This window comes from Mesorhizobium sp. M7A.F.Ca.ET.027.02.1.1 (assembly GCF_004022985.1).
In the GTDB taxonomy this organism is placed as follows: domain Bacteria; phylum Pseudomonadota; class Alphaproteobacteria; order Rhizobiales; family Rhizobiaceae; genus Mesorhizobium.
On sequence record NZ_RZOL01000061.1, the window covers coordinates 1 to 21,806 of the forward strand.

Consider the following 21,806-nt stretch of genomic DNA (forward strand, 5'->3'; position numbering starts at 1 on the left):
TCATAGGCTCCGGCAATCCCCGATATTTGCCTCCCTCGGAAGCGCGAACCGATGGCACGAAGCGACCTTCTGAGACCCAAGACGGTTCCTGCGGCCGGCACAGCCATCATCGTTGTTCGGCCGAGCCCGATCGGCTCGATCATTCGTGCGGCAAGCGGAGTGTCGGCAATGGCGATTGTCGGCCAGCTCACCCTTCTTGCTGCAATCCCGGTTTTGGCGCGGCTCTATTCGCCGGCCGATTTCGGCGTCTTTACGATTTACCTGTCGATCGTGAATATACTCGCCGGGGTCGCGGCATTGCGCTTCGAGGCTTCGCTCTATGGGGTCAAAGGGAGCGCGCAGGCCTATGTGACGGTCAAGCTTATTCTCTTGGCTGTGTTCGTGACGACCGTCCTGGCCTTTTCGGCCGGACAGATGCTGTCGAACCTTGCTCCCGATCGCCTCGGCTCGCTCGCCTGGCTCATTCCGATTGGAATGGGAGGCGCAGGTCTGGTCGAAGCCATGAACTGCTGGAGTCTGCGTGCCGGGCTTTTGCGCGATTTTGCTCTCGGGCGCCTGATCCTGCCGGCGAGCATGGCTGCACTGCAATTGGCTTTCGGCATCGCCAACCTCGGCGGCGAAGCCATGATCCATGCGCATATTCTGAGCCAGTTCGTCTTCATCGGGCTGATCGGCTGTCGGGTGATGAGTTGGGAGGATTTGCGTGGCATCGCCTGGGCACCTTGGCGTGCGGTGCTGGAAAAGGCTCGGCGGGAATACAAATTTCCTCTGTTCGATATTCCCGCAACGCTCGCGAGCATAGCAATCAACAATCTTCCAGCAGTCCTTGTCGGCGGGCTGTTCGGCACCGCATTTGCCGGATATTTGGGCGTGGCCGCGCGGCTGGTCACCGGTCCGGTGACGCTGATCGCCACACCGCTCAGCAATGTTTTTGTCGCCGAAGCAAACCGGAACAGCAATCGTGGACACCTGCTTGGTGTGGCGCGCGGGCTTCTCCTGCTGGCCGCCGCCTTTACCGCGGTGCCGATCTTGCTGCTCGGCCTCGCCGCGCCTTATGTGGTCGTTCCGCTTCTGGGCGAGCCTTGGATGCCCACTGCGGAAATCATGACCGCACTGGCGCTGATGGGCGCGGCACAGGCGTTGTCGACTCCGCTCAGCGACGTTCCCGCTCTGTTACGGCGGCAAGGAACAAGACTGGTCATCGACCTCGCACGGGCGGTTCTCGTGTTTGGCCCGCTGCTCGCCGGCGCCCAGGCGGGCTGGCAGCCAGTCACCGTCATCTATTTCATGGCCGCCGGCGGCGCGTCGGGTTTCGCTCTGAAAATGGCAGCATCACTGTACCTGTTGACCCACGACCCTCAACCAGCAGGCGCTGCAACGTGCGTCCAACATGAATGTCTCGAGGAAAAAACACCATGAATTCGTCGTCGATTGACAACCTTCAAGCGGCAGTTGCGGTCACCCAGCATGACCGGGCCGATGTCTCATGGTCACGCCCTTTTATCTCGGTCGGGATACCAACCTTTCGTCGACCGGATACGATCCGCAGGGCGATCGACAGCGTCTTGGGCCAGGATTACTCCGATTGGGAGTTGGTCGTGAGCGACGACGAGGGACCGGAGGGCGAGACCTGGGCTATCGTGACCGACTACGCACGGAGCGAACCTCGCATCCGCATTATCGAAAACAGTCGAGGTCGCGGTCAGGTGGAGAACACCAACAACGCTATGCTGGCTTGCTCCGGACGATGGATCAAGTTGCTGCATGACGATGACTGGCTTGCGCCAGGTGCACTCAGGACATTCGCCGAAGTTGCCAAACAGTACCCCTCAGTCGCCTTCATGACGTCAGCGGCAAACATAATCGAGGACAAGCGAGTGCGATTTCGCCAAGTCCCCAAGGAGCAGGAACCGATCTCGCTTTATTCCAGCCAGCAGTGCCTGATGGACCTCTATCTGGTGCGTGCGACACGCTGCCTGGGGATTATTCCATCCACATTGTTGATCAACAGCGACGTCATTCGTGCCGGCTGCTTGATGCGCACGCACAAAGAGATTCCGGCCGGAGTGGATCAACTGTTCTTCGTCGATCTAGCCAGCCATGGGGACATGGTGGCGATAAGCGATCCGCTTACCTTTTACGATGCGACGAACCATCCAAGCATTACAACGTCAAAGAGTTTCCGCGAGGTCGACGAAGTGACCCTCGCCGTCAAGCAGCTTAACTGGAATCTCATCAAGGACCGCAACCATCTCCCGCCTCCCGAGACATTGCTGCGGGCATTGCGGGTTGCTCGTATTCCCATGAGGTTCCACCAGCAGTCCTGGTTGACCACGTTCCTGGACGGGATTCAGATCTTCCGGCCTTCCGTCATGAAGGTGGCGGGCTGGCACGTGCTTAACCACGTGTTTGCAATCCGCCCAAGATTGGGCCGGGTGCGCACACGACGGCGGTAGGGTGAGTCTGGCGGCAAGCACGCCGGCAACAGATTGCGCGCGCACAAGCCTGTTGCGCGCGCGCATGGTACGGCCGTTACCTCACGGCAGGACGCATATGCGCCCAAGAAGAGCTACCAGTTCCGCCTGGCGCCGAGTTTCGGTCTTGGCGAACAGCGACGCCAGCTGTGACCTTATCGTGGTCCGGCTCAAGCGCCGCTTGCGGGCTATCTCCAAAGGGGCATCGCCCTGCGCCAAGCGCAGCGCGAGTTGCGTTTCGGCACTCGTCAGACCAAACATTCTTTGCAGCGTCTGGGGATTTGGCCCGGACCTGTTTTCACGATCCAGCAGCGCCACGATACTCGTCGCGTCAGGCGTTGCTATGCCCTTCTCGTTCAAAATCAAGGGCCTGTCGCCCATGCCGCGGATCACCACCCATGAAAGCGTGCCGGGAAGAAAATTCCCCGGCACGTTTGCGATCAGCCGCCTCAGAGCAACCGACACCTTGCCGGCCGTATCAGCTGCCTCGCCCTCGCGCTCCAAGGTGTTTTGAGCGGCTGAATTCCACTCCATGACCTTCCTGTCGCTGTTCAGGATCAGATAGCCACACCCGATGCGATCAAGCATTCCCACAACAGATGCAAGGCTGCTCTGCTTTGGTTCGACGGCCACGCCGTCGAACCTTTGTGGTGCTTGGTGCCAGGCGGAACTATGGCCACCCTGCGTTCTCAAGGCCGAGACGGGCTTTCCCCCGAAACCTCCATATTGGCGACCAAGAACTCCATCATCTTGCCTACCAACCAATGCCATTTTCTTACCTCCCGCAAAACGGCAACGCCCCCTAGTCAAAAGGAGGTGCCTTAAACATGTCAGTCAGGTCGCTTGGAGAGTTGCGGTCAGATCCGCCCCCGACATCGGACAAAATGCGCGCTACAATCCCGGGGAACAATCCTGCGGTCGGACTAGTCTGTACGCTTTTCGGTCTAATCTCGACGGACTAGTCAGAAGGTTCTAATCTGGCACATGCGTTTGCATTCGCTCAGTTTGCACCCGAACAGCTCAAGCAAGTTGCTAACCCACCTTGCCTCGATGTCGCTCCTGATCGCGACACTTGCAGTGGAGACAGCGCTGCCGGCGTCTCTGGCATACGACATCGGCTTTTTTGAGTTTGTTCCCACCATTATTGCCATCTCATATCTCGAAGATCGCCTGGTCGCCCTTGCGGCAACGTTTGTGATGGCGGCTGTCGGCTTGTTGGCGCGGGATATCCTGAACAATCCAATTGACGTCGAGGTTTGGATTAGGGCCATTCTGCTGCTGGTTGCAGGCGGGATGATCGCCCTGACTTTCCACCGGCAGAGGCAGGACTACCGCACCCTTTTGCAGGTTGCAGAGGCCAGACTCGTGGCCTTGGAGGCAACCGAAAACAGCTATCGCTGGGCATTCGAACGTGCCGCCATTGGCTTTGCCAACATGAGCGAGAACGGAGAGTTGCAACGGTCCAACAAACGTCTTTGTGAGATGACAGGGTATGTCGAGGAGGAGCTTTCGAGTCTGCCGCTCAGGGCACTCGTCCATCCTGACGACAACCACACTTTGGCGGAAGCGTTGACTAGCCTCAAAGACACGACTTCTTTCGGCTCGGAGATCCGTCTCCTGAGAAAGGATGGCACGGTTTTGTGGACAAGATTGGCGCTGTCTTTGGCCGTGCCAGCCGATGCTCTCCCTCAAAGCATCTTTGTAATGGTGGACGATATATCTGGAGAGCGAACCGCCCGCGAGGCACTCCAGGCTCAAAAGGAATGGTTGGACCTGGCACTGTCGTCCAGCCGATTGGGAACGTGGCGTATAGATTTCGAGAGCGGGTCCGTGAATGGCTCAGCCGCGTTCTGGGAAATGATGGGACTGGCACCCGCGCCGAGCCGTCCATTGCAGGAATTGGCCGCGGTCGTTCACCCGGCCGACTTGCCTAATCTGGCGGCCCCGGGAGAGCTTGCATCAGGCGCCAACTATGATGCGGAGATCCGCATCAGGCGAGCTGGCGGGCATATCCGCTGGATTGCTCTTCGGGGCCGGGACGAATTGCGCGACGGTCGTGCACAGCGAATAGGAGTCGCCGCGGATCTCACCGATCGACGCATAACCATTCTGCTGCGGGCTGCGGCGAAGAAGCGAGAGCGGGCCATGCTTGAACAGCGCCATAGGCTCAACAATCTGTTTCCGGTGATCACGGCGCTTGTAAATATGGTCGGTGCCCCCGACAACGATATTGCCCGTTACAAGCAGACACTGATCGAAAAAATCGGCGCACTCCAGGCGACGCATCTGCTTCTTTCACGCGATGGCAGCCTGTCGGCTTCCCTCCGTGACCTCATTGCTCAGGAATTGCAGCCCTATATGGGGACGCACAACATTTCGATCAGTGGACCCGAAGTAAAAATGGCAGAGGGTTCGGCTGAGAGCTTCGCAATGATCGTTCACGAACTTACGACCAATTCCGTGAAGCATGGGGCTCTCGGCACTCCGGCAGGCCGGATCGAGGTCGTGTGGCAATTCGCAGCCCAAGAGCCCGGCGCCGACATAGTGTTTGAATGGTCGGAATCGGGAGAGCGCCGGGTCTCCACCTCGGCTCGGCGTGGCTTTGGGTCGTTGATTATTGGAGCTGACGGTGAACCTATCGTGGGCCACTCTTCCAAGCTTGAGATGCTGGATCACGGACTGAAATATTCGGTCCGGCTGCCGCCAAAAGCAATCGGCGCTAGTTGACGTCTCTGGCGGCCCATGTCTTCAGCAGAACCGCGGCCTCTGTCCGATTTCGTGCCCCAAGTTCGCGCAGGACGGCGGCGGCATGAATCTTCGTCGTCGCTTCTGCAATTTCAAGAGAGCGGGCAATCTCTTTGTTCGAGTAGCCTTCGGCCATCAACCTGAGGACTTCCTTCTGTCTGGACGTAAGCCTGCCCAGATTGTTGACGCTGGTGTTCCTGTGGGGCATTTGCGTGGGAGCCGCGGATGGAAGGCGTACCGACTCCTTGGGCCTTTGTGAAAGAAGTGCCGGAACGTAAATACGGCCGGCCAGGATTTCGTTCACCGCCAGGACCACCTCCTCGTCCGTTTGGGATTTTACGATATAGCCATGAAGCCCAATCGATAGGGCAGTTAGAATCTCGGCGCGTGAATCCGTCCCCGAAACAATTGCAAACCGTGTGTCGGGATGAGCCGGTAAGACGTCGCGAAGATCATCCTGACCCGACAGTCCCGGCATGTTCAGGTCGAGGATGGCGAGATCGACGGGCGCCCGATCTTCAAGCAGGCTTAAGACGGTATCAAAACACGCCGCTTCGAATATTTCCAAGTCTGGCATGCCGGCCATCAATGCCAGTCGCAGCCCACGACGGTACAGGCCGTGATCGTCGGCGATGATAATACGATACATGAACCACCCACCTTTTGGCAGCCCCGCATGTGTCCCTAGCTGCCGAAACCTCCGTCTGGATGGACCGTACGGTGACCCAACACAGATCAGCCGCCCGCTGATCCCCCGTATGTCGACGCTCGCCGCCGCCCATCCGCATATTTCAACTTTCTAATATAGCTTACACTCGCACGCATTTCAGGGCCAGATATTGAAGTGTTTTTTTCGTACGAATGGTAGCGATGCCCTTCCGAGAAGGTCGTTACCGGCGCCGGACATGCGCACAGCAGTTGCCAGTCGAGCGGCTACAGCTCCCCAGCGCTGATTGATCGCCCTGCCGCGCCATGCCCTGCCGGCTGGAATATTGAAATCAAAAGGCCGGGAAAGTGCCATTCAAATGCACGACGACGCCTTCTCGGGCGCCACTTACCATCGCTGCACTCCGGAGAGGCGAAGCCAACACTGGCGTACCTTCCGGCCGGGTGGGCTGGACCCATCACACCGCGACAGTCGTATCAACAGGAGGACGAGATGAAAGCGGTCATTCAGTGCGGTGGAATGGGAACACGCCTTCGGCCTTTCACATCCATCTTGCCCAAGCCTCTCATGCCGATCGGTGCTCGACCGGTTCTTGAATTGCTTTTGAAGTGGCTGCGACGGAACGGCATTCAGGATGTCTACGTCACGACCGGCTATCTGGGGCACTTGATCCGCACCGTATGCGGAGACGGATCACAGTGGAATCTAAGGATACGCTATACCCAGGAGTTGGAACCTCTCGGCACTATTGGCCCGCTCTCCCTGATCAGGGAGGAACTGGACGAGCCGTTCATTGTTCTCAATGGGGACGTACTTACCGATCTCAGTCTCAGCCGGTTTGTGGCGTCACACCGCACTCATACGGATCCAGTCACCATAGCCACAGCTTCCCGCATCATCAAGATGGACTTCGGCGTCATCGACGAGGTCGGCAATACTGTCCAGGTATTTCGCGAAAAACCGACGCTGTCTCATCTGGTAAGTATGGGTATATATTGCATGAATCCAGATGTTTTCCGTTTTATACCTGACGGCATCGCCTTCGGATTCGACGACCTCATGCTGCAGATGATGCAAAACGGCACGAATGTGCACGTCTACAAACATGACGGGCTTTGGCTGGATATCGGACGCGTTGAAGATTTTCAAAACGCACAAACGATTGCCTGGGAAGAGCAGTCCGCATCGATCGAGGTCTCGGCAGCGGCCGCTTGAGGGCTGAACGCCCTGCCGCGCCAACATGAGGAGGTCGTAATGCTCTTGGTCAGCGCTCCTATTCTTGGCTTTCCGGAAAAGGCAGCCCTGGCCAAAGTTGTCGACAGTGGGTGGCTGACGATGGGGGACCAGGTAAGAGCCTTTGAAGAGGCCTTCGCAGCCGTGCATGATGCGGTCGATTGCGTCGCCGTCAGCTCTTGCACCGCCGCCCTGCATCTCATTCTCCATGGACTTGGGATCGGCCCCGGAGACGAAGTGCTGGTTCCCTCGCTGACCTTCGTGGCGACCGCGAATGCAGTGCTGTACGTAGGAGCAACACCGGTATTCGTCGACATAGAGTCGGCCGAAGTGCCACTGATGTCCCTAAGCGACGCGGAAGCCAAGTGCACCGGACGTACCAAGGCTGTCATTCTCGTCCACTTTGCCGGCTATCTTGCCGACCGGGAAGAATGGCAGAGATTTGCCCGTGTGCGAGGACTGCATATCGTTGAGGATGCCGCGCATGCTCCCGGCCTTAAGGAGGTGGGGACTTACGGTGCGGCCGCGGCCTTCAGCTTCTACGGCAACAAGAACATGACCACCGCGGAAGGTGGAGCCGTTATCGCCCGGGATGCACAGCTCCGTGAAGCGATCCGCCAGGCTCGCGGACATGGGATGACCAGTGGCACACATCAGCGGCTGAACAGCCGCACGCCGCAATACGACGTGACGATGCTCGGTTTCAATTATCGCATGGACGAATTGCGCGCCGCTATTGGCTTGGTCCAACTTCAAAATCTGCAGGAATGGAATGAAATCCGGCGCATATTGGTCGTCCTCTATCGGCGTCTGATCGCAGATTACTGCTCCGCTGTGACAGTCCCGTTCGGCAAACCGCGGACCTCGGCCTACCACATCATGCCTGTCCTCCTGCCGCATGACGTCGACCGGCAAACGGTGATCGACCATCTGCGAACGAAGGGGATACAGACCACAATCCACTATACGCCCGTGCACCAGATGACGCTTTATCGCCAAATGTTCACTGAAATCCACTTGCCGAAGACCGAGGACTTCGCGCAGCGGGAGCTGACGATTCCACTACACCCGCAAATTACGGCAAGTGCGATCGAGTCGGTGGTTGTTGCACTAGCCACCGCGATTGAAAGCAGCGGGCGTGCGGGAGCCGCGGCATGAACGCACTCGACGTGACGATGCATCGGCCCGCCGTAGCTGGCACCAGCCACGGAATTGCCAGACGCGCGATGGACATCATCCTCGCTGCAGCAGCGGGAATGGTACTCGCTCCACTGATGCTCCTGATTGCCGTTGCACTCTTTGTCGAAGGTGGTTGGCCGGTGTTTTTCGCACAGACGCGCCTGGGCGCCGGCGCAAAGCCGTTTCGCATGTACAAGTTCCGCAAATTCAAGACAACAGCCGATCCTTTCGGGCTTGCGCTGACCATGAACGATGACAGCCGCATGACGCGGGTAGGCCGTTTTCTCGCGGCAACGAAACTTGATGAGCTGCCCCAACTGTGGAACGTTTTCACGGGGGACATGGCAATTGTCGGGCCGCGGCCGGAAAGCCTTGCCTTCGCCGATTGTTTCCGCGGCGGCAATGAAGCTGTCCTACAGTGGAAGCCTGGCCTGCTCGGCCCGACCCAGGTTCTCTTCCGTCACGAAGCCTGTTTTTACCCGCCCTCCCTTGATCCGCTCCTGTTTTATCGAGAGGTCCTGTTCCCGGCCAAGGCAACGATCGACCTCGCCTACTATCCGCGGCGCACGATTGCATCGGACCTCGTCTGGATAATGCGGGGCTTCAGAGCGGTTTTCGGCGTGTCCCTGCCTCCCGCGGCAAGTGGGTAGAGTTGGCAAGTGAGGAGAGTTTGGCATGAATGGATTGTTGTTCGTTCGCCAGTTTGACGGCTCTCACGATCGAAGGAGTGCACGGTCGTGAGCTATCGCGGCAGGAAGGTCCTGGTCACCGGTGCGGATGGATTTATCGGATCCCACCTCACGGAAGCGTTGGTACGCGAAGGTGCCGATGTCACGGCACTGGCCCTCTACAACTCGTTCGACAGCCATGGCTGGCTGGATGATTTGCCCGACCACGTTCGAAGCCAGTTGCAATGCATTCGTGGGGACGTTCGTGACAGCGCGTTCATCAACCGGATCGTGCGCGGCCAGGCGGCGGTGTTTCATCTGGCTGCGCTGATTGCGATTCCCTATTCCTACGCGGCTGCCCAATCCTATGTGGAAACCAATGTGCTGGGCACCGTGAATGTCCTCGAAGCGGCACGCCACTGGGAAACCGAGCGCATTGTCCATACGTCCACAAGCGAGGTTTATGGCACCGCTCTGACCATGCCGATCCACGAATCCCACCCGTTGCAGGGACAGTCCCCCTATTCCGCATCCAAGATCGGCGCGGACATGATGGCAGCGTCTTATGCCAGGTCCTTCGATGTGCCGGTGGTCATCCTGCGACCGTTCAATACATACGGGCCGCGCCAGAGCGAGCGGGCCATCGTGCCGACCATCATAAGGCAGGCTCTGGACGAGAACTGTCCGGCGATCATGGTCGGCGACACCAGCCCTATCCGTGACCTTACCTTTGTGGAAGACACTGCGGCGGCATTTGTGGCGGCAGGGGCCGCCGAGCTTGAATTTGGCCATGCCTACAATGCCGGCAGCCAGCGCGCCGTCAGTGTCTCGGACGTCTTGGAGTTGGTGCTCGAGTTGAGTGGCACCAGGAAACCGGTCCGTCGCGACGAAAGCCGGATGCGGCCGCAGAACTCCGAGGTTCGCGCGTTGCTCGCCGATTCCTCGAACCTTGAAAGTAAAGTCGGATGGCGGGCGCATACAAGCCTGCGCGATGGTCTAGAGAGGACCATCGAGTGGTGGCGCTCGCGCCTTAGCGAAGGCCGCGTCCGACGCGAAATGAGCTACATGACATGACCTTTCCGCGGCTCATACCAGCTGTGCTGCTGATGGCCGCTCTGCTGGCGATGCACACAGCCGGAAACCGGCCGAGCGGTGCGGCAGGCACGGAGCCGGCAATGGATCTGCCCGCTTACCTGAAACCTGCAACTGATCCGGCGTCAGGGACCAGCTTCACTCGGATCACCAAGCCCGGAGCTCTTGGCGGAGGAATTGTCTGCGGCAAAATATATTGCAGTCATCGGTACTCGAGCGCGCAAGCGTGGAATGCCGATCAGAGCCTCCTTGTCCTCATGAACGGCTGCAACGGCATGTGCTTCCTCGACGGGAAAAACTACGTTCCTTTGTTCCATCGCAACAAGCCGGGTGAGTGCGAATGGCACCCTCGAAACGCGGACCTGATGATTTGTGTCGATGATCAGAAGATCTCGACCTGGGCGCCCCGCAGCAATCGTGAGGACATAATTTTTGCCGCTGCGAAATATCGGGATCTCAAATTCGGCCCGTCCAAGGGAAATCCAAGTCATGACGGCAACCGCATTGCCGTACGCGCGACCCGTGATGATGGAGCTGCCGTCGTCTTCGCATATGATCTCGACCGGCGTCTGAAATACCCGGATATCAATCTCGCCAAGGTTGGCGGAACGACCAGTTCCTGCACCATTTCTCCGCTTGGAGAAAACATCCTGTGTTTTCAAAACCTGGCCGACGGCACCGAGCAGCGAGCCATTTTCGCAATCGACGGCACCTTGCGCCAGACGTGGAAGGACCATCATCGGCCCGGCCATGGCGATATGACTCTCGACGCGGACGGTAGCGAAATTTACGTCGGAATCAGCAAATCCAGCCCCGACAAATATCAGGTGATCAAGCGTCGGCTGTCAGATGGAAAGGTCACGTCGCTCATGAAGTTCGGCGAGGCCGAGCATGCATCGCTGCGTGCTTTGGACAGGCCCGAATGGGCATTCATGAGTTACGGGGGCAATCCCGAGGAGGTTCGAAGCCAGCCGGACTGGGCTCCATACTCGCGCGAGGTGATCGCGCTGCGTGTCGACGGCAGTCGAGAGGTCCGACGGATCGTGCAGACGCGAAACGCTCCGTTCGACTATTGGAGCGAGACACACGCCTCCCCGTCCCCGGATGGGTCGCAAGTGATCTGGTCGAGTAATTGGGGGGTGCCGGGCGGGCCGGTCTACGAATTCGTCGCCCATCTCGATTGGCCGCAGCAGCAGGATCTGAAACAAGGGGAGATTGCCATCAATGGCCTTCATTAGCCGAATTTCCTTTGCAGCGCTTGCCGGGTGCCTGGCCTTGAGCAGCGCAACCGCGGCCGAAGCGCCGGTGGCTTACAAGCTCTCCCCCGGCGACACGGTGGAGATAGGAATTGCCTCCATAGCGGAACGAACGCAACGCGCGGTTGTCCAGATGGATGGCTCGATCGCGCTGCCCGAGTTCGGGATGATCCCGGTTGGCGGGTTGACGCCGGCCGAATTGCAGACGCGCATGGAAGCGGTGCTGCCAACCAAGATCGTCCACCAGCGTCTGCCTGATGGACGGGAGCAAATGATCGTCATCAAGCCGAGCGACGTCACGGCCGTGATCGCGGAGTACCGGCCGATCTACGTGACTGGCGATGTGCTGACGCCAGGGCAGCAGGCTTACCGGCCACTCATGACAGTCCGGCAGGCGATTGCGGTCGCCGGCGGTTTCAGCCTTCTGCGGTCGCGGGCAAGCCAAAGCGGACCTGATCCCGTTGATCTGCGACGCGACTACGAGTCGATCTGGGGGGATTACATCAGGGACTACTTTCATGGCGCCCGCATCCGCGCCGAACTTCAGAACCAGGCAGAATTTGACATGCAGCCGCCGCAGGGCTCGCCCCTGTCGAATGTATTGATATCGGCGGTCGCGCAGGCGGAAGCGGAGGGTCTCAGAATTTCGCTGAACAATTTTCAACAGGAGCAAAGCTATCTCGACAAGACCGCCAAGGATGCCGAGGCTGAGGTCGAGGTTCTGCTCAAGCGCGAGCAGACGGAAGCGGCAGCGGTGAAACAGGATGAGGACGATCTGGCGCGGGTCACCAAATCGTTCGAATCGGGCAACCTGACCAACAGCAGGCTCGCCGATGTCAGACGTGCGGTGCTGATGTCGTCGAGCCGGGCGCTCGAGACCTCGGTCGAACTCATGAGAACGCGGCGCCAGCAGGAAGACTTCGTCAGGCAGCAGGAACGCAATGAAAATCAACGAAGGATCGGCCTTCTGAACGAGTTGAGGGACACCGACCTTCGCCTCGCCGAGACCACTGCAAGGCTCCACGCAGCCAGCCAGAAGCTTCAGCCATCAGGGGCGTCCGCTCTTCCACTGCCGGTCGCCGGCGAAACCTTCCAGGCGCGGATCACAATAACCGGTGGAGCCGGCGACGCGTCGAGAAGTCGACCGGTCGACCAGGACACTGAGGTCGCGCCTGGAGACACCATCGAGGTGAGGTTCAGCAGCGACCTGCAGAGCGCGGCGATCCAGTAGTTACGCGACGTGAACCGACCCGGGAACGACGGTGGCTGATGCCTCGCCTCACGGCATGAAGACCCGGGCGACCTGAGAAATCGGGCATGGGCAAATCAAGAAAGCGGGGTTGTCGTGATTGGTGAAATAGATGTCGCCAGCGCCTACATCACCGGCCGCATCGGCTTCATGGGGCTGAAGTTGGTTGTCGCGCCCGGCGTGCTCGTCCCTCGCCCGGAGACGGAATTGCTCGGCAGCACCGCCCTCAATGTGCTTCGTGAACTTAATCGGCCGGTCCCGCGTGTCGTGGACATGTGCTGCGGAGCGGGCAATCTCGCCTGCGCCATTGGATACAAGGTCCCCACCGCGCGCGTCTGGGCGAGCGATCTCACTGACAGCTGTGTCGAAACCACCTGCCGGAATGTCGCCCATCTTGGCCTGGCCGGACGCATTTCGGTGCTGCAGGGCGACCTGTTCAATTCCTTCTCGGGTCTGGAGCTCGAAGGCACGATCGATCTGGTCGTTTGCAACCCGCCTTACATCTCCGAGAAGCGGCTCGAAAACGACCGCGCGCACCTGATGGAACTTGAACCACGTGAGGCGTTCGCTGCCGGGCCTTACGGCCTGAGCATTCATATGCGGGTGATCAAGGAGGCGCGGCGCTATCTGCGGCAAGGTGGCATGCTGCTTTTCGAGGTTGGGCTTGGCCAGGACCGGCAAGTCATGAATTTGGTTGAGCGTTCCAAAGCCTACGAGAGCATTCGCACGGTTGCGAACAAAGCCGGTGAAGCCAGGGTGGTTTGTGCACGGGCCAAAGCGCCAGTATGAGCCGCGCCATGGGTTGCGCGCTCGGTTGGGAAGACGCCCTTAAACCGTAGCCCGGCGATCAGTTTTCCTTGCTGAGGACGTAACGTGCAATTCCCTGGATGGAATCGAAATTCTCAGGCAGAAGTTCATTGTCCTCGACAGTGATGCCGAATGTCTCCTCGACGAAGCCGATAACTTCAAGCACTCCAGTCGAGTCTATGATGCCCTGGTCGAGCAACGACGTTTCAACCTCCAGCGCACGCGGGTCGGCCACGTAGAAGTTTGACGCCAGAAAGGCGCGTATCTGATCGCTGTAGGTGTCAATTCTGTTGTTCGTGCTCAGCATTGAATTGGCCTCCGATCCAAATGATTTCCAGGTGTTCGCTTTATGAAAGCGCTATTTTCTTGAGCTTGCCCGTGTCCGTCATCGGTAGACTGGACACAATCTGGATGGACTTCGGAATCATGAAGTTTTCCAGCCGCTTCTGACATTCCATCCGCAGCTGCTTTTCGCCCATGATCGTTCCTTGCTCCATGACGACAAACGCTTTCACTGCTTGCCCTAGCAGGTCGTCGGGAACTCCAACGACCGCGGCTTCCCGTACTCCCGGGATTTCCATCAGCACGTTTTCGACTTCCCTGGGCGCCACCTTTTCTCCCCGCGATTTTATGATCTCATCGCTGCGGCCGACAAAATAGAGGTAGCCTTCCTCGTCCATTCGGCAGTAGTCGCCGGTGTACAGAACCTGCTCGCCGGGCGAAGGGCCAGGCTTGAGCTTCCTCGCGGTAGCCTCCGGCTTACCCCAGTAGCCCTTCATGACCGTTGCCCCGCGAATGACCAGCTGGCCGACGACATTGGGACCGACCCTTCGGTCATCCTCATCGACAATCCACATTTCGGTGTTCGGGATGGCGATCCCCACGCTCAACGGTTTTCGAGCAAGATCTTCCGGCGGAAGATAGGTGCAGCGTTTGCATTCGGTCAGGCCGTACATCGAATAGATGCGAGCATCGGCAAACAGTTCCTGGAGCAGGCGAATGTGCTTGAGCGGCAGTGCCGCGGCAGTGTTCGTGACATACCTTATGCTTGCAAAATCATCTGCCTTCAGCGTCTTGAGATCCGACAGCGCGGCAAAGATGGTTGGCACGCCGGGAAAGCCTGTAACTCTCTCCCTTTCGATGATCGCAAGTATCTGTGCGGGGAAGGCAAACGAGCGCTCGAGGACCAAGCGCGCCCCGGTACGGAATGCCATTATCATCTGATAGAGGCCGTAGTCGAAGGCCAGGGGCAAGACATTGAGGATCACATCGTCTTCGCCAAGTTCGAGGTACGAGGCAATCGACGTGCAGGCTGCCATCATGTTCCTGTGCGTCAGCATCACGCCTTTGGGTTCGCCGGTCGAGCCCGACGTGTAGATGATGGCTGCGAGATCGATATCGATGCGGCGGCGGGCCGGCGCTTTGCCGTGGCCGGCAGCCGCCTCATCCCAGCGCACGGCATGCGGCAATCCCCGGAGCTCGGCGACGTCCACCGGACCGGAGACGATGAGCCGCCGCAGCGACGGACAGTTACGCGCCGGTTCAGTAAAGATTGCCTGCAAATGTTTGTCGGTGATCAATGCTGCCGGCAGGCAATCGTTGAGCAAATACCCCAGCTTGTCGCTCTTGGTGAGCGGATTGACGATGCACACAACGGCGCTCGCCTTGAGAACCGCCCAGAAGCTGACCACGGTCTCGACGGTGTTGTCGGCGAAGATCATGACGCGGTCACCGGGGGCGACCCCGGACGTGACGAGATGATGGGCGACCGCGTTGGAACGTGTCTCAAGCTCATCATAGGCGAGCCGGTGCCCGCCGCACACCAGCGCCACCTTGTCGCCGAGCCGGCCGGCCGAATGGCTGAGGTAGTCGTGCAGCAGAGGGACGGCGCCATGCATCATACCAGCACCTCTTCCCTGTGCAGGCGATCGACATCTATCCTGAGGTCGACCGCACGCCCGCTTGATGGACGGCTTGCGACAAACTGCTGATGGAGGAGCTGCGTCGACAGCACGCCGACCAGCGCCATGTTGTCCGAGTTGGACAGATCGCCATCGCCGGTCTTGGCAGCGCATTTGTCCAGCAGGCGCGCGACCGAGTTCGGATCAAAGACATTCGCCGCGCGCAGGGCAGTCTCCGAGAGTGCTTCGCGGACATAGGCGGGTGCGCTATCGCCCATGAAGCAAAGTGCGTTGGGCGCCCGGTAGGGCTGCTTCTTGCGGGCCACGACTTCCGCGGGGACGATCGATTTCGCCACACGCTTCAGCACGTGTTTCTCATCCAGAATGCGCAGCTTGTAGTCGGCCGGTAGCGAATTCGCCAAGGCCACGAGCCTGTCGTCCAGGAACGGGAAGCGCCCCTCGACGGAGTGGGCCATCAGCATCCTGTCACCCTGAGAGGAGAGCAGGTAGCCCGACATCAGCGTCCTGATCTCAAGATACTGGTCCTGCGCGAGAGGACCCCATCGTGGAAACTCTTCGGGCAGACGGCAGAGCAGGTCCGCCACTGCGTCGTGGCGCGCCGCTTCGGCATGCATGTCGGCCGAGAACAGCCGTTTGATGGCGCTGGTGGTGCGCCAGCGGGTGTCATGCGCGAAGCCGGGCGCGCCAAATGCATGAAGACCGTGTCCGAAGAACTGGCGCGCCATCGCCTGCTGCTTGACCGGCGAGCGGCTCAGATAGGGGTAGAGGCGTTCCAGCAGTCGCGCGCGGCGGGCGGATGCGGGCTGCCGCCCCCAGAAGCGGCGGACCTTGCCTTCCCGGAACAGGTCGTAGCCGGCGAACATCTCGTCGGCCCCCTCGCCGGTCAGCACGACCTTGATACCATGTTCGCGCACCAGCCTAGAGAGAAGGAACAACGGCGCCGGCGCCGTCCTGAGAATCGGACGCTCGGCGTGACGGATCACATCCGGGAAGATGTCGGCGATGTCACCGCGCGAAACCATCACCTCGTGGTGCTCGCCGCCGCTCGCACCGGCAACCAGCCGCTGGTAACGGGTTTCATCATACTCGGCGTCAGCAAAACGCAACGAGAAAGTCTGGAGCGGCGCGCCGGCGAAGCGCCTCCCGAGCATGGCGACAAGTGAGCTGTCGAGCCCGCCGGAAAGGTAGCAGCCGACCGGCACATCCGCCTTGACCATTCTAAGCGCCGTCGCGGCCTGCAAGGCGCCGCGCACTTCGTCCACCGCATCCTCCAGCGAGCCCCTGAAGGTGCCATGGGCCAGGTCCTCGCTCTCGGGATAGCAAGGTTTCCAGAAAGCGTGCTCACGAACGCTGCCATTGTCGTAGATGCGGACGTGGCCGGGGGTAAGTTCCTGTATCCCCTGAAATACGCCTTGCGGCGGTACGACCGTCCACAGCGTGAAAGTCTGGTCGACCCCCGCCGGATCGAAGGCCCGCGGTATCGCCGGGTCGGCTGCGAAGATGGCCTTAACTTCGCTGGCGAAATGCAGGCGGCCAGCGTGTTCGCACAAATGCAGCGGGCAGATGCCGAACCGATCGCGCGACAGGACGAGGCGGCCTGTCAGCGAGTCCCAGATGGCGAGTGCCCATTGCCCGTTCAGCCGCTCGAACGCGCCCACACCCCAGGCGCGGTAGGCATGCACGACGACCTCCGTATCGCTGCGGGTGCGGAAACGATGTCCCAGGGCTATGAGCTGGTCACGCAGCTCGACGTAATTGAAGATCTCGCCGTTGAAGACGATCCAGGTGGTATTGCCTGTGTCGGCAAGAGGCTGCTGTCCGGTCGAGAGATCGATGACCGACAGGCGGGTATGCGCCAGCCCCGCTCGCCTGTCGCGGTAAAGGCCGCTCTCGTCCGGGCCTCGATGGGAGAGCGCGGCTGCCATTCGTAGAAGCGCGGCTCGTGAAGGAGGCTCCGCAGCCGCGTTCAGCGCCACAATTCCGGCGATGCCGCACATGGGTCAGTCCCTGTCCATCGCAGCGGGCAGCTGTGGCCGTGCGTGAAGATAGCGTGCAGCGCGGCGTTTGCTGACGATATCCTTATAGACCTTCTCGACTTGCGCGGCAGTGAGGCCGGCGGCAGCGGCAACCACGCCGGCCGAAATTCCGTGATTCATGCCGTAGAGGCACAAATCCATCAGCTGATAGGGCAAGGCGAAGTAGAACTCCTCCTGGGTTTGCGCCATGGAAAACGTGTCCGTGGTCGGCGGCCTTGTTCGCACCTCCTGGTCAATACCAAGATATTCCGCCAGATGGTAAACCTGGGTCTTGTAGAGATGGACGATAGGCATCACGTCGGCGACGCCGTCGCCCTGCTTGACGAAGAAGCCTTGGTCGTATTCGAGCCGGTTCGGCGTGCCTGCCACTGCATAGTTGAGGCGGTCCGCGTGATAATATTCAGTCATCTTGCGAACCCGCTGCTTGTAGTTGGTGGCAGCGACGATCTGCAGGTAAGCCGCCGGCGACAGACGCACGGTGTCGATCTTTCCGTGCGGATCCTCGACCGTAAGGCGCGTGATATTGAGGCCGCTGCTCTCCAGCACCGATGCCATGACCAGCTTGCATTTCCAGCCTTCGCCATATCCAGGGACGGCAGTTCGGATGGCCTCGATCTGTCGGGCGTAGGCGCCGATGCCTTCAAGCGCCGGCTCGATATCTTCAAGGATTGTGTCGATGCCAAGCTGCCCGGCGACGCTGCGGCCAAGCCTCAACGAGTCGCCTGACGAATGGCGCTCCGGCATGAACAGGCCGAGCACCTTGTCCTTCCCGAACGCCCGTGCGCACAGCGTTGCGACGACCGAACTGTCGATGCCTCCGGAGAGCCCGACGACCACTCCGCGACGCCGTTGTGTGCCGAGAACCTGTTCGCGCAAAGTCTCGACGATGCGATCGATCTCCAGCCGGGCATCGAGCGCCAGCACATCGCTGCTGAATTCCCCGATCAGGTCGATGACACTGCCTCCTGTTGGCGTGACTCGACTGAAGAGTAGGTCTCGGTCACAGCGTTTTCGATGAGCGGGCGATTGATGGTCAGATGGGGCTCCACGACCATGTCGATGTGAGTGCCGGCGATCGGAATGACGTCCAGATGGACGAATGCCCGGTCCCACCCGAGTGCAAGCGGCATTCCGGGCCGCGCGCAACGGAACAAGGTGCCGGTGATCGGCAGTATCGGCCTGGGTTCTGCCAGCCATTGGAAGAAGGCGCGCGCCCGCAGAACCTCCTGCAGTTCCAGTTTGGTTCTGAAGCTCGTCGGGTTGAACTGACCCTCGGCATAGCGGTCGAGGAAGCTGGCAAGCCGGGATTCGCAGTGCATTTTGACCGCGACCTTGGCAAGCGCGCGGCACGCCACCCGACTAGCCGATATACGATTGGTTCGGATCCGGTGAAATGTCCGGGTAATGGTCTCCCAACGCTTGCTGCGCTCGCCGACCAGACTGGTATCCAGAATGCCCGTGAACGCTACCGCTCGCCCTTGATCAAGCAGACGCGCGGCAACCTCAAAAGCGACCGCTCCTCCGAGCGAGTGGCCAAGCAGGCGAACACAGCCGGTAGGCTGCACGCGGTTGATATGATCGATTGCAGCTTCGACCATTGCGGCGACAGTGTTCTGACCTTGCAGGATCATGCCCAGGGCCGGATATCTGATGGGAGACACCCTGGCGACCTTGCTTATTGCCGATGCGAACGAAGCAAGGCTCGGACCATAGCCGACCGAACCGGGGAAAAGGAAAAGCAGCGGAGGCTCGTGTTTCCAGGCGGGCGCGTGCTCTCCGCCTCCTTGAGCGGAAATGACCGCTGCAACCATCTCATCGAAGCTCATTCCAACCGTGAAGGCTTCCAATCCGAGCTCCTGCCCGATCGCGCTTTCGATTTCCATCACGCAATGGAGCAGCTTAAGCGAATCTCCCCCCGCTTCATCCCAGCACCCCAGGGCGACCCGCGTCTTAAGGACCTTGGTCCAGGCACGCCGTACTATCTGATGAGCAGGAACTTCATTTCCCGCATGGGCGATTTGCGGTGGGGGCGTTGTTTCCCGAACCGAAAGGTCGATTGCAGCCAGCGTTGCCATATCGATCTTTCCGCTGGCCAGTCGCGGTATCTCGGCGCTTGCATGGAGCCGCAGCGGGCAAAGCGCCGGCGGCAATTTTGTCCTGGCAAGTTGGCGCAGCTCGTCGCAAAAACTGGCTCCCGCCCCGCCGTGCGGGACGGCGAACGCAACCAGTTCATTCGCCGGGGTGACGATAACCACGGCATCCTTCACCGACGGCGCGCCACGCAGAACCCGTTCGAGTTCGGCCGGCTCAACGCGCCGCCCATTGACCTTTATCTGGCGCCCTTTGCGACCGATGATCCGCAACAGGCCATCACTCCCAATTTGCACAAGATCGCCCGTCGCAAAGATACGAAGCGTCTGGTCGTCGGGATCTATTTCAAACGGAACGACTGCCCCATTTTCCCAATATCCGAGTGCGACATACGGGCTTCTGATCAACAGTTCTCCGATCTTGCCGGGCTGAACCGGGTAACCCTCTTCATCGACAATCGCGAAGCCGATTCCCGGAAGCAGCCAACCGACGGGAGCTGAGGAATCGAATTCCGGCCAATCGTGCGGCAAGAACCACTGCGATCCAGTCGTTTCCGTCGATGAATAGCCGATCTGCACCAGGCAAGTTGGCGGGACAGCCTTGCGCACCAGGCGGATGTCGGCCGAGGACACCTTCTCGCCTCCAATTCGGGCAACCCTGAGTGAACCAAAGGCGTCCGCGGGCTCATCCGCCAGGAGAGCGCGAAGCAATGCCGGCACCAGATAGGTGATCGTCACGCCTTCCGATTGCATGCGGCCGCGAACCGCGCGCAGGCCCACGGCTTCGACCTCCACAAGCTGCAACGTAGCACCCGTAAGAAGAGCGGCAAGGATTTCCCGACAACCGGCGATGGTTGCCGGGCCGGTCAGGGGCAGGAAAACATCCTGCGCATTGATGTGGCACGCGTCGACATATTGCTGCACCCGGCACAGCAAGTTCCGCTGGCTGTTGACAATTCCCTTGGGGCGGCCCGTGCTGCCGGAGGTATAAAGCACGATTGCCGGTGCATCGACAGAAACGGTACGGTGTCCAGCTGGACGAAGCGTTGCCTGCAACGATTGCGCTATCTCGATCCGGGCAACGTGCTGGGGCAGATCAAGGCCGTGGAGGCCTTTGTCGCCAATTATGGCGGAGAGCCTCGCGTCGGCGACGATTTCGTTGATGCGCGAGTCCGGATCTCGCACGTTAAGCGGCACCGACGGTCGACCGGATGCCATGCTGGCCAGCATGGCAACGGTGTACCAGACCGAGTTGGCCTGAAGTATTCCAACCGCATTTCCGTCGGGAACGACGGCTTCAATCCGGCTGGCCAAGGCCTCGACCGCCCGAAAAAGCTCGGAATAGGTCAGTCGGTTGGTGCCGTCGCTGGCGGCTAATTTCTCGGAATAACGCCCGGCGATTTCCCTCAGGTGATCAAAGACCGGAATATCGACGAAGCCAGTTCCCATCCGTTGATGCAGGCGTAGAACGGGCCCGCCCTCGTCAAGAGCATGATCGGGAACTTTTGACCATCGACAAGAGACCACCGCTTGGTAGTCAGCCTGCACCGTTTGAATCGCCCTCGAAGATTCTAAATGCGCCAGAGACATAAGGGCCCCACGCTAGGATTGTTGCCGCTTATCGCCCCGCGGCATGATCTTTTCATCAATCATTCGGATGATGCGCGAGGCGGTCTTGATCGCTTAAATCGTTCGAAGTTGAGCATGCCAGCCTGCGCTCGCTCGGCTGTGCTACCTTACCGAAGTGTCGGGCTGTGCGCTGCGGTCCGCTTCGCCAGTGCCTGAAACGAAGCAGTATGCGAATACTTCCCCTCCAAGCTCATCCGTGACACGAACCCAGTTGTTTTCCCATGTCCTCAGGGTAACCTGGCGTCCTGTTGATATAGTCGCCGCCGTGAACGGGCTGGACGCATTGACATTACTCGCCGCAACCACGTCGTCCCCTTCCATTTGCTCTACCAGGTATGTTTGCATCACTGCTCCTGACTGCAGGGCATGGCCGGTTCAATTGCGTGTAGCTGGAGGCATGACCTTCCAACCGCAGGGAACGGATTTCGTTCCATGCAACAGGCAACCCTGCCTCGCCCCGCCGCCCCCGGGCAGGACCATGGCCTAGCCGCTGAATGACTTGGTCAGGACTGAGCTATGCTTTGGCGAAGGTGGAGCCTCGCGCTGCGCCGCATGCTTCTGGAACAGTGCAATCTTGTCGGGATAAGTAATCCGGATTTCGCTGTGACACCCCTCGCAGCGATATTTGGATGCAACCTGAAACCAGCGCCCGGGTTTCAGCAAAGCCAATCCGCAACGCGGGCATTTGAACGTCATTTCAAGAGGGCATAGATTCTGACACAGCGGCATTTCGCAACTTCCATAAGAGATATCTAATGT

18 protein-coding genes are annotated in these 21,806 nt (G+C 59.7%); 10 read left to right on the forward strand and 8 right to left on the reverse strand.

Going from position 1 to position 21,806, the window contains the following annotated elements; translation table 11 throughout:
- Positions 1-51: 51 nt before the first annotated feature.
- Both EN749_RS09930 and EN749_RS09935 read left to right on the forward strand, forming a co-directional pair.
- Positions 52-1,419, forward strand: a complete 1,368-nt coding sequence (locus tag EN749_RS09930; RefSeq protein WP_128363034.1) for a lipopolysaccharide biosynthesis protein — start codon at positions 52-54, stop codon at positions 1,417-1,419.
- A complete protein-coding gene (locus tag EN749_RS09935) occupies positions 1,416-2,456 on the forward strand; it encodes a glycosyltransferase family 2 protein (protein WP_127267494.1) in 1,041 nt (346 codons plus the stop codon). The genes EN749_RS09930 and EN749_RS09935 overlap by 4 nt, the downstream gene beginning before the upstream one ends.
- A gap of 81 nt (positions 2,457-2,537) precedes the next feature.
- On the opposite strand, the gene EN749_RS09940 is transcribed toward EN749_RS09935, so the two are convergent.
- Positions 2,538-3,062, reverse strand: coding sequence for a helix-turn-helix transcriptional regulator (locus EN749_RS09940; RefSeq protein ID WP_023808947.1), 525 nt, complete (start codon positions 3,060-3,062; stop codon positions 2,538-2,540).
- Between the two features lie 396 nt (positions 3,063-3,458).
- Between EN749_RS09940 and EN749_RS09945 the strand changes: the two genes are divergently transcribed.
- Positions 3,459-5,201, forward strand: coding sequence for a PAS domain-containing protein (locus tag EN749_RS09945; protein WP_127396529.1), 1,743 nt, complete (start codon positions 3,459-3,461; stop codon positions 5,199-5,201).
- Here the strand turns inward: EN749_RS09945 and EN749_RS09950 are convergent.
- Positions 5,194-5,868: a response regulator transcription factor gene (locus EN749_RS09950; RefSeq protein ID WP_127382236.1), complete on the reverse strand. Its 675-nt coding sequence runs from the start codon at positions 5,866-5,868 to the stop codon at positions 5,194-5,196. The genes EN749_RS09945 and EN749_RS09950 overlap by 8 nt on opposite strands.
- 510 nt (positions 5,869-6,378) lie before the next feature.
- Here EN749_RS09950 and EN749_RS09955 point away from each other — a divergent pair.
- The 7 genes from EN749_RS09955 to EN749_RS09985 all read left to right on the forward strand — a co-directional run bounded on the left by EN749_RS09955 (position 6,379) and on the right by EN749_RS09985 (position 13,352).
- On the forward strand, positions 6,379-7,101 hold the full coding sequence (locus EN749_RS09955; RefSeq protein WP_127396530.1) for a sugar phosphate nucleotidyltransferase: 723 nt from the start codon (positions 6,379-6,381) through the stop codon (positions 7,099-7,101).
- Between the two features lie 39 nt (positions 7,102-7,140).
- Positions 7,141-8,277 (forward strand): DegT/DnrJ/EryC1/StrS aminotransferase family protein, encoded by a 1,137-nt coding sequence (locus EN749_RS09960; protein ID WP_127382237.1) that lies wholly within the window; start codon positions 7,141-7,143, stop codon positions 8,275-8,277.
- A complete protein-coding gene (locus tag EN749_RS09965; RefSeq protein WP_127320481.1) occupies positions 8,274-8,948 on the forward strand; it encodes a sugar transferase in 675 nt (224 codons plus the stop codon). Before EN749_RS09960 ends, EN749_RS09965 begins: the two co-directional genes overlap by 4 nt.
- Before the next feature lie 87 nt (positions 8,949-9,035).
- Positions 9,036-10,040, forward strand: a complete 1,005-nt coding sequence (locus EN749_RS09970) for an SDR family NAD(P)-dependent oxidoreductase (protein ID WP_128363036.1) — start codon at positions 9,036-9,038, stop codon at positions 10,038-10,040.
- On the forward strand, positions 10,037-11,296 hold the full coding sequence (locus tag EN749_RS09975) for a hypothetical protein (RefSeq protein WP_128363037.1): 1,260 nt from the start codon (positions 10,037-10,039) through the stop codon (positions 11,294-11,296). The genes EN749_RS09970 and EN749_RS09975 overlap by 4 nt, the downstream gene beginning before the upstream one ends.
- Positions 11,297-11,333: 37 nt before the next feature.
- A complete protein-coding gene (locus EN749_RS09980) occupies positions 11,334-12,545 on the forward strand; it encodes a polysaccharide biosynthesis/export family protein (protein WP_245491327.1) in 1,212 nt (403 codons plus the stop codon).
- 114 nt (positions 12,546-12,659) lie between these two features.
- The gene (locus tag EN749_RS09985; protein WP_164873900.1) at positions 12,660-13,352 is read left to right on the forward strand and encodes a class I SAM-dependent methyltransferase; all 693 of its coding nucleotides are present in this window, start codon (positions 12,660-12,662) and stop codon (positions 13,350-13,352) included.
- A gap of 58 nt (positions 13,353-13,410) precedes the next feature.
- Here the strand turns inward: EN749_RS09985 and EN749_RS09990 are convergent, their stop codons facing one another.
- The 6 genes from EN749_RS09990 to EN749_RS38195 form a co-directional block, all read right to left on the reverse strand.
- Positions 13,411-13,677, reverse strand: coding sequence for an acyl carrier protein (locus EN749_RS09990; RefSeq protein ID WP_127398978.1), 267 nt, complete (start codon positions 13,675-13,677; stop codon positions 13,411-13,413).
- A gap of 40 nt (positions 13,678-13,717) precedes the next feature.
- Complete coding sequence (locus EN749_RS09995) at positions 13,718-15,271, reverse strand: AMP-binding protein (protein WP_164873901.1); 1,554 nt, start codon at positions 15,269-15,271, stop codon at positions 13,718-13,720.
- Positions 15,268-17,289: an asparagine synthase (glutamine-hydrolyzing) gene (asnB, locus tag EN749_RS10000; protein ID WP_128363039.1), complete on the reverse strand. Its 2,022-nt coding sequence runs from the start codon at positions 17,287-17,289 to the stop codon at positions 15,268-15,270. Before asnB ends, EN749_RS09995 begins: the two co-directional genes overlap by 4 nt.
- 3 nt (positions 17,290-17,292) lie before the next feature.
- Positions 17,293-18,276: an NAD(+) synthase gene (gene nadE, locus EN749_RS10005; protein WP_281061695.1), complete on the reverse strand. Its 984-nt coding sequence runs from the start codon at positions 18,274-18,276 to the stop codon at positions 17,293-17,295.
- Positions 18,273-20,966, reverse strand: coding sequence for an AMP-binding protein (locus EN749_RS10010; protein ID WP_348629343.1), 2,694 nt, complete (start codon positions 20,964-20,966; stop codon positions 18,273-18,275). The genes nadE and EN749_RS10010 overlap by 4 nt, the downstream gene beginning before the upstream one ends.
- Positions 20,967-21,530: 564 nt before the next feature.
- The coding region (locus tag EN749_RS38195; protein ID WP_245491329.1) for a hypothetical protein at positions 21,531-21,806 on the reverse strand (276 nt) is incomplete at its 5' end.

What these genes read in the sequence shown, in the direction of transcription:
- EN749_RS09930 (WP_128363034.1), top strand. Translation starts at nt 52, where the DNA reads ATGGCACGAAGCGACCTTCTGAGACCCAAGACGGTTCCTGCGGCCGGC.
- EN749_RS09935 (WP_127267494.1), top strand. Translation starts at nt 1,416, where the DNA reads ATGAATTCGTCGTCGATTGACAACCTTCAAGCGGCAGTTGCGGTCACC.
- EN749_RS09940 (WP_023808947.1), bottom strand. Translation starts at nt 3,062, where the DNA reads ATGCTTGATCGCATCGGGTGTGGCTATCTGATCCTGAACAGCGACAGG.
- EN749_RS09945 (WP_127396529.1), top strand. Translation starts at nt 3,459, where the DNA reads ATGCGTTTGCATTCGCTCAGTTTGCACCCGAACAGCTCAAGCAAGTTG.
- EN749_RS09950 (WP_127382236.1), bottom strand. Translation starts at nt 5,868, where the DNA reads ATGTATCGTATTATCATCGCCGACGATCACGGCCTGTACCGTCGTGGG.
- EN749_RS09955 (WP_127396530.1), top strand. Translation starts at nt 6,379, where the DNA reads ATGAAAGCGGTCATTCAGTGCGGTGGAATGGGAACACGCCTTCGGCCT.
- EN749_RS09960 (WP_127382237.1), top strand. Translation starts at nt 7,141, where the DNA reads ATGCTCTTGGTCAGCGCTCCTATTCTTGGCTTTCCGGAAAAGGCAGCC.
- EN749_RS09965 (WP_127320481.1), top strand. Translation starts at nt 8,274, where the DNA reads ATGAACGCACTCGACGTGACGATGCATCGGCCCGCCGTAGCTGGCACC.
- EN749_RS09975 (WP_128363037.1), top strand. Translation starts at nt 10,037, where the DNA reads ATGACCTTTCCGCGGCTCATACCAGCTGTGCTGCTGATGGCCGCTCTG.
- EN749_RS09990 (WP_127398978.1), bottom strand. Translation starts at nt 13,677, where the DNA reads ATGCTGAGCACGAACAACAGAATTGACACCTACAGCGATCAGATACGC.
- EN749_RS09995 (WP_164873901.1), bottom strand. Translation starts at nt 15,271, where the DNA reads ATGATGCATGGCGCCGTCCCTCTGCTGCACGACTACCTCAGCCATTCG.
- asnB (WP_128363039.1), bottom strand. Translation starts at nt 17,289, where the DNA reads ATGTGCGGCATCGCCGGAATTGTGGCGCTGAACGCGGCTGCGGAGCCT.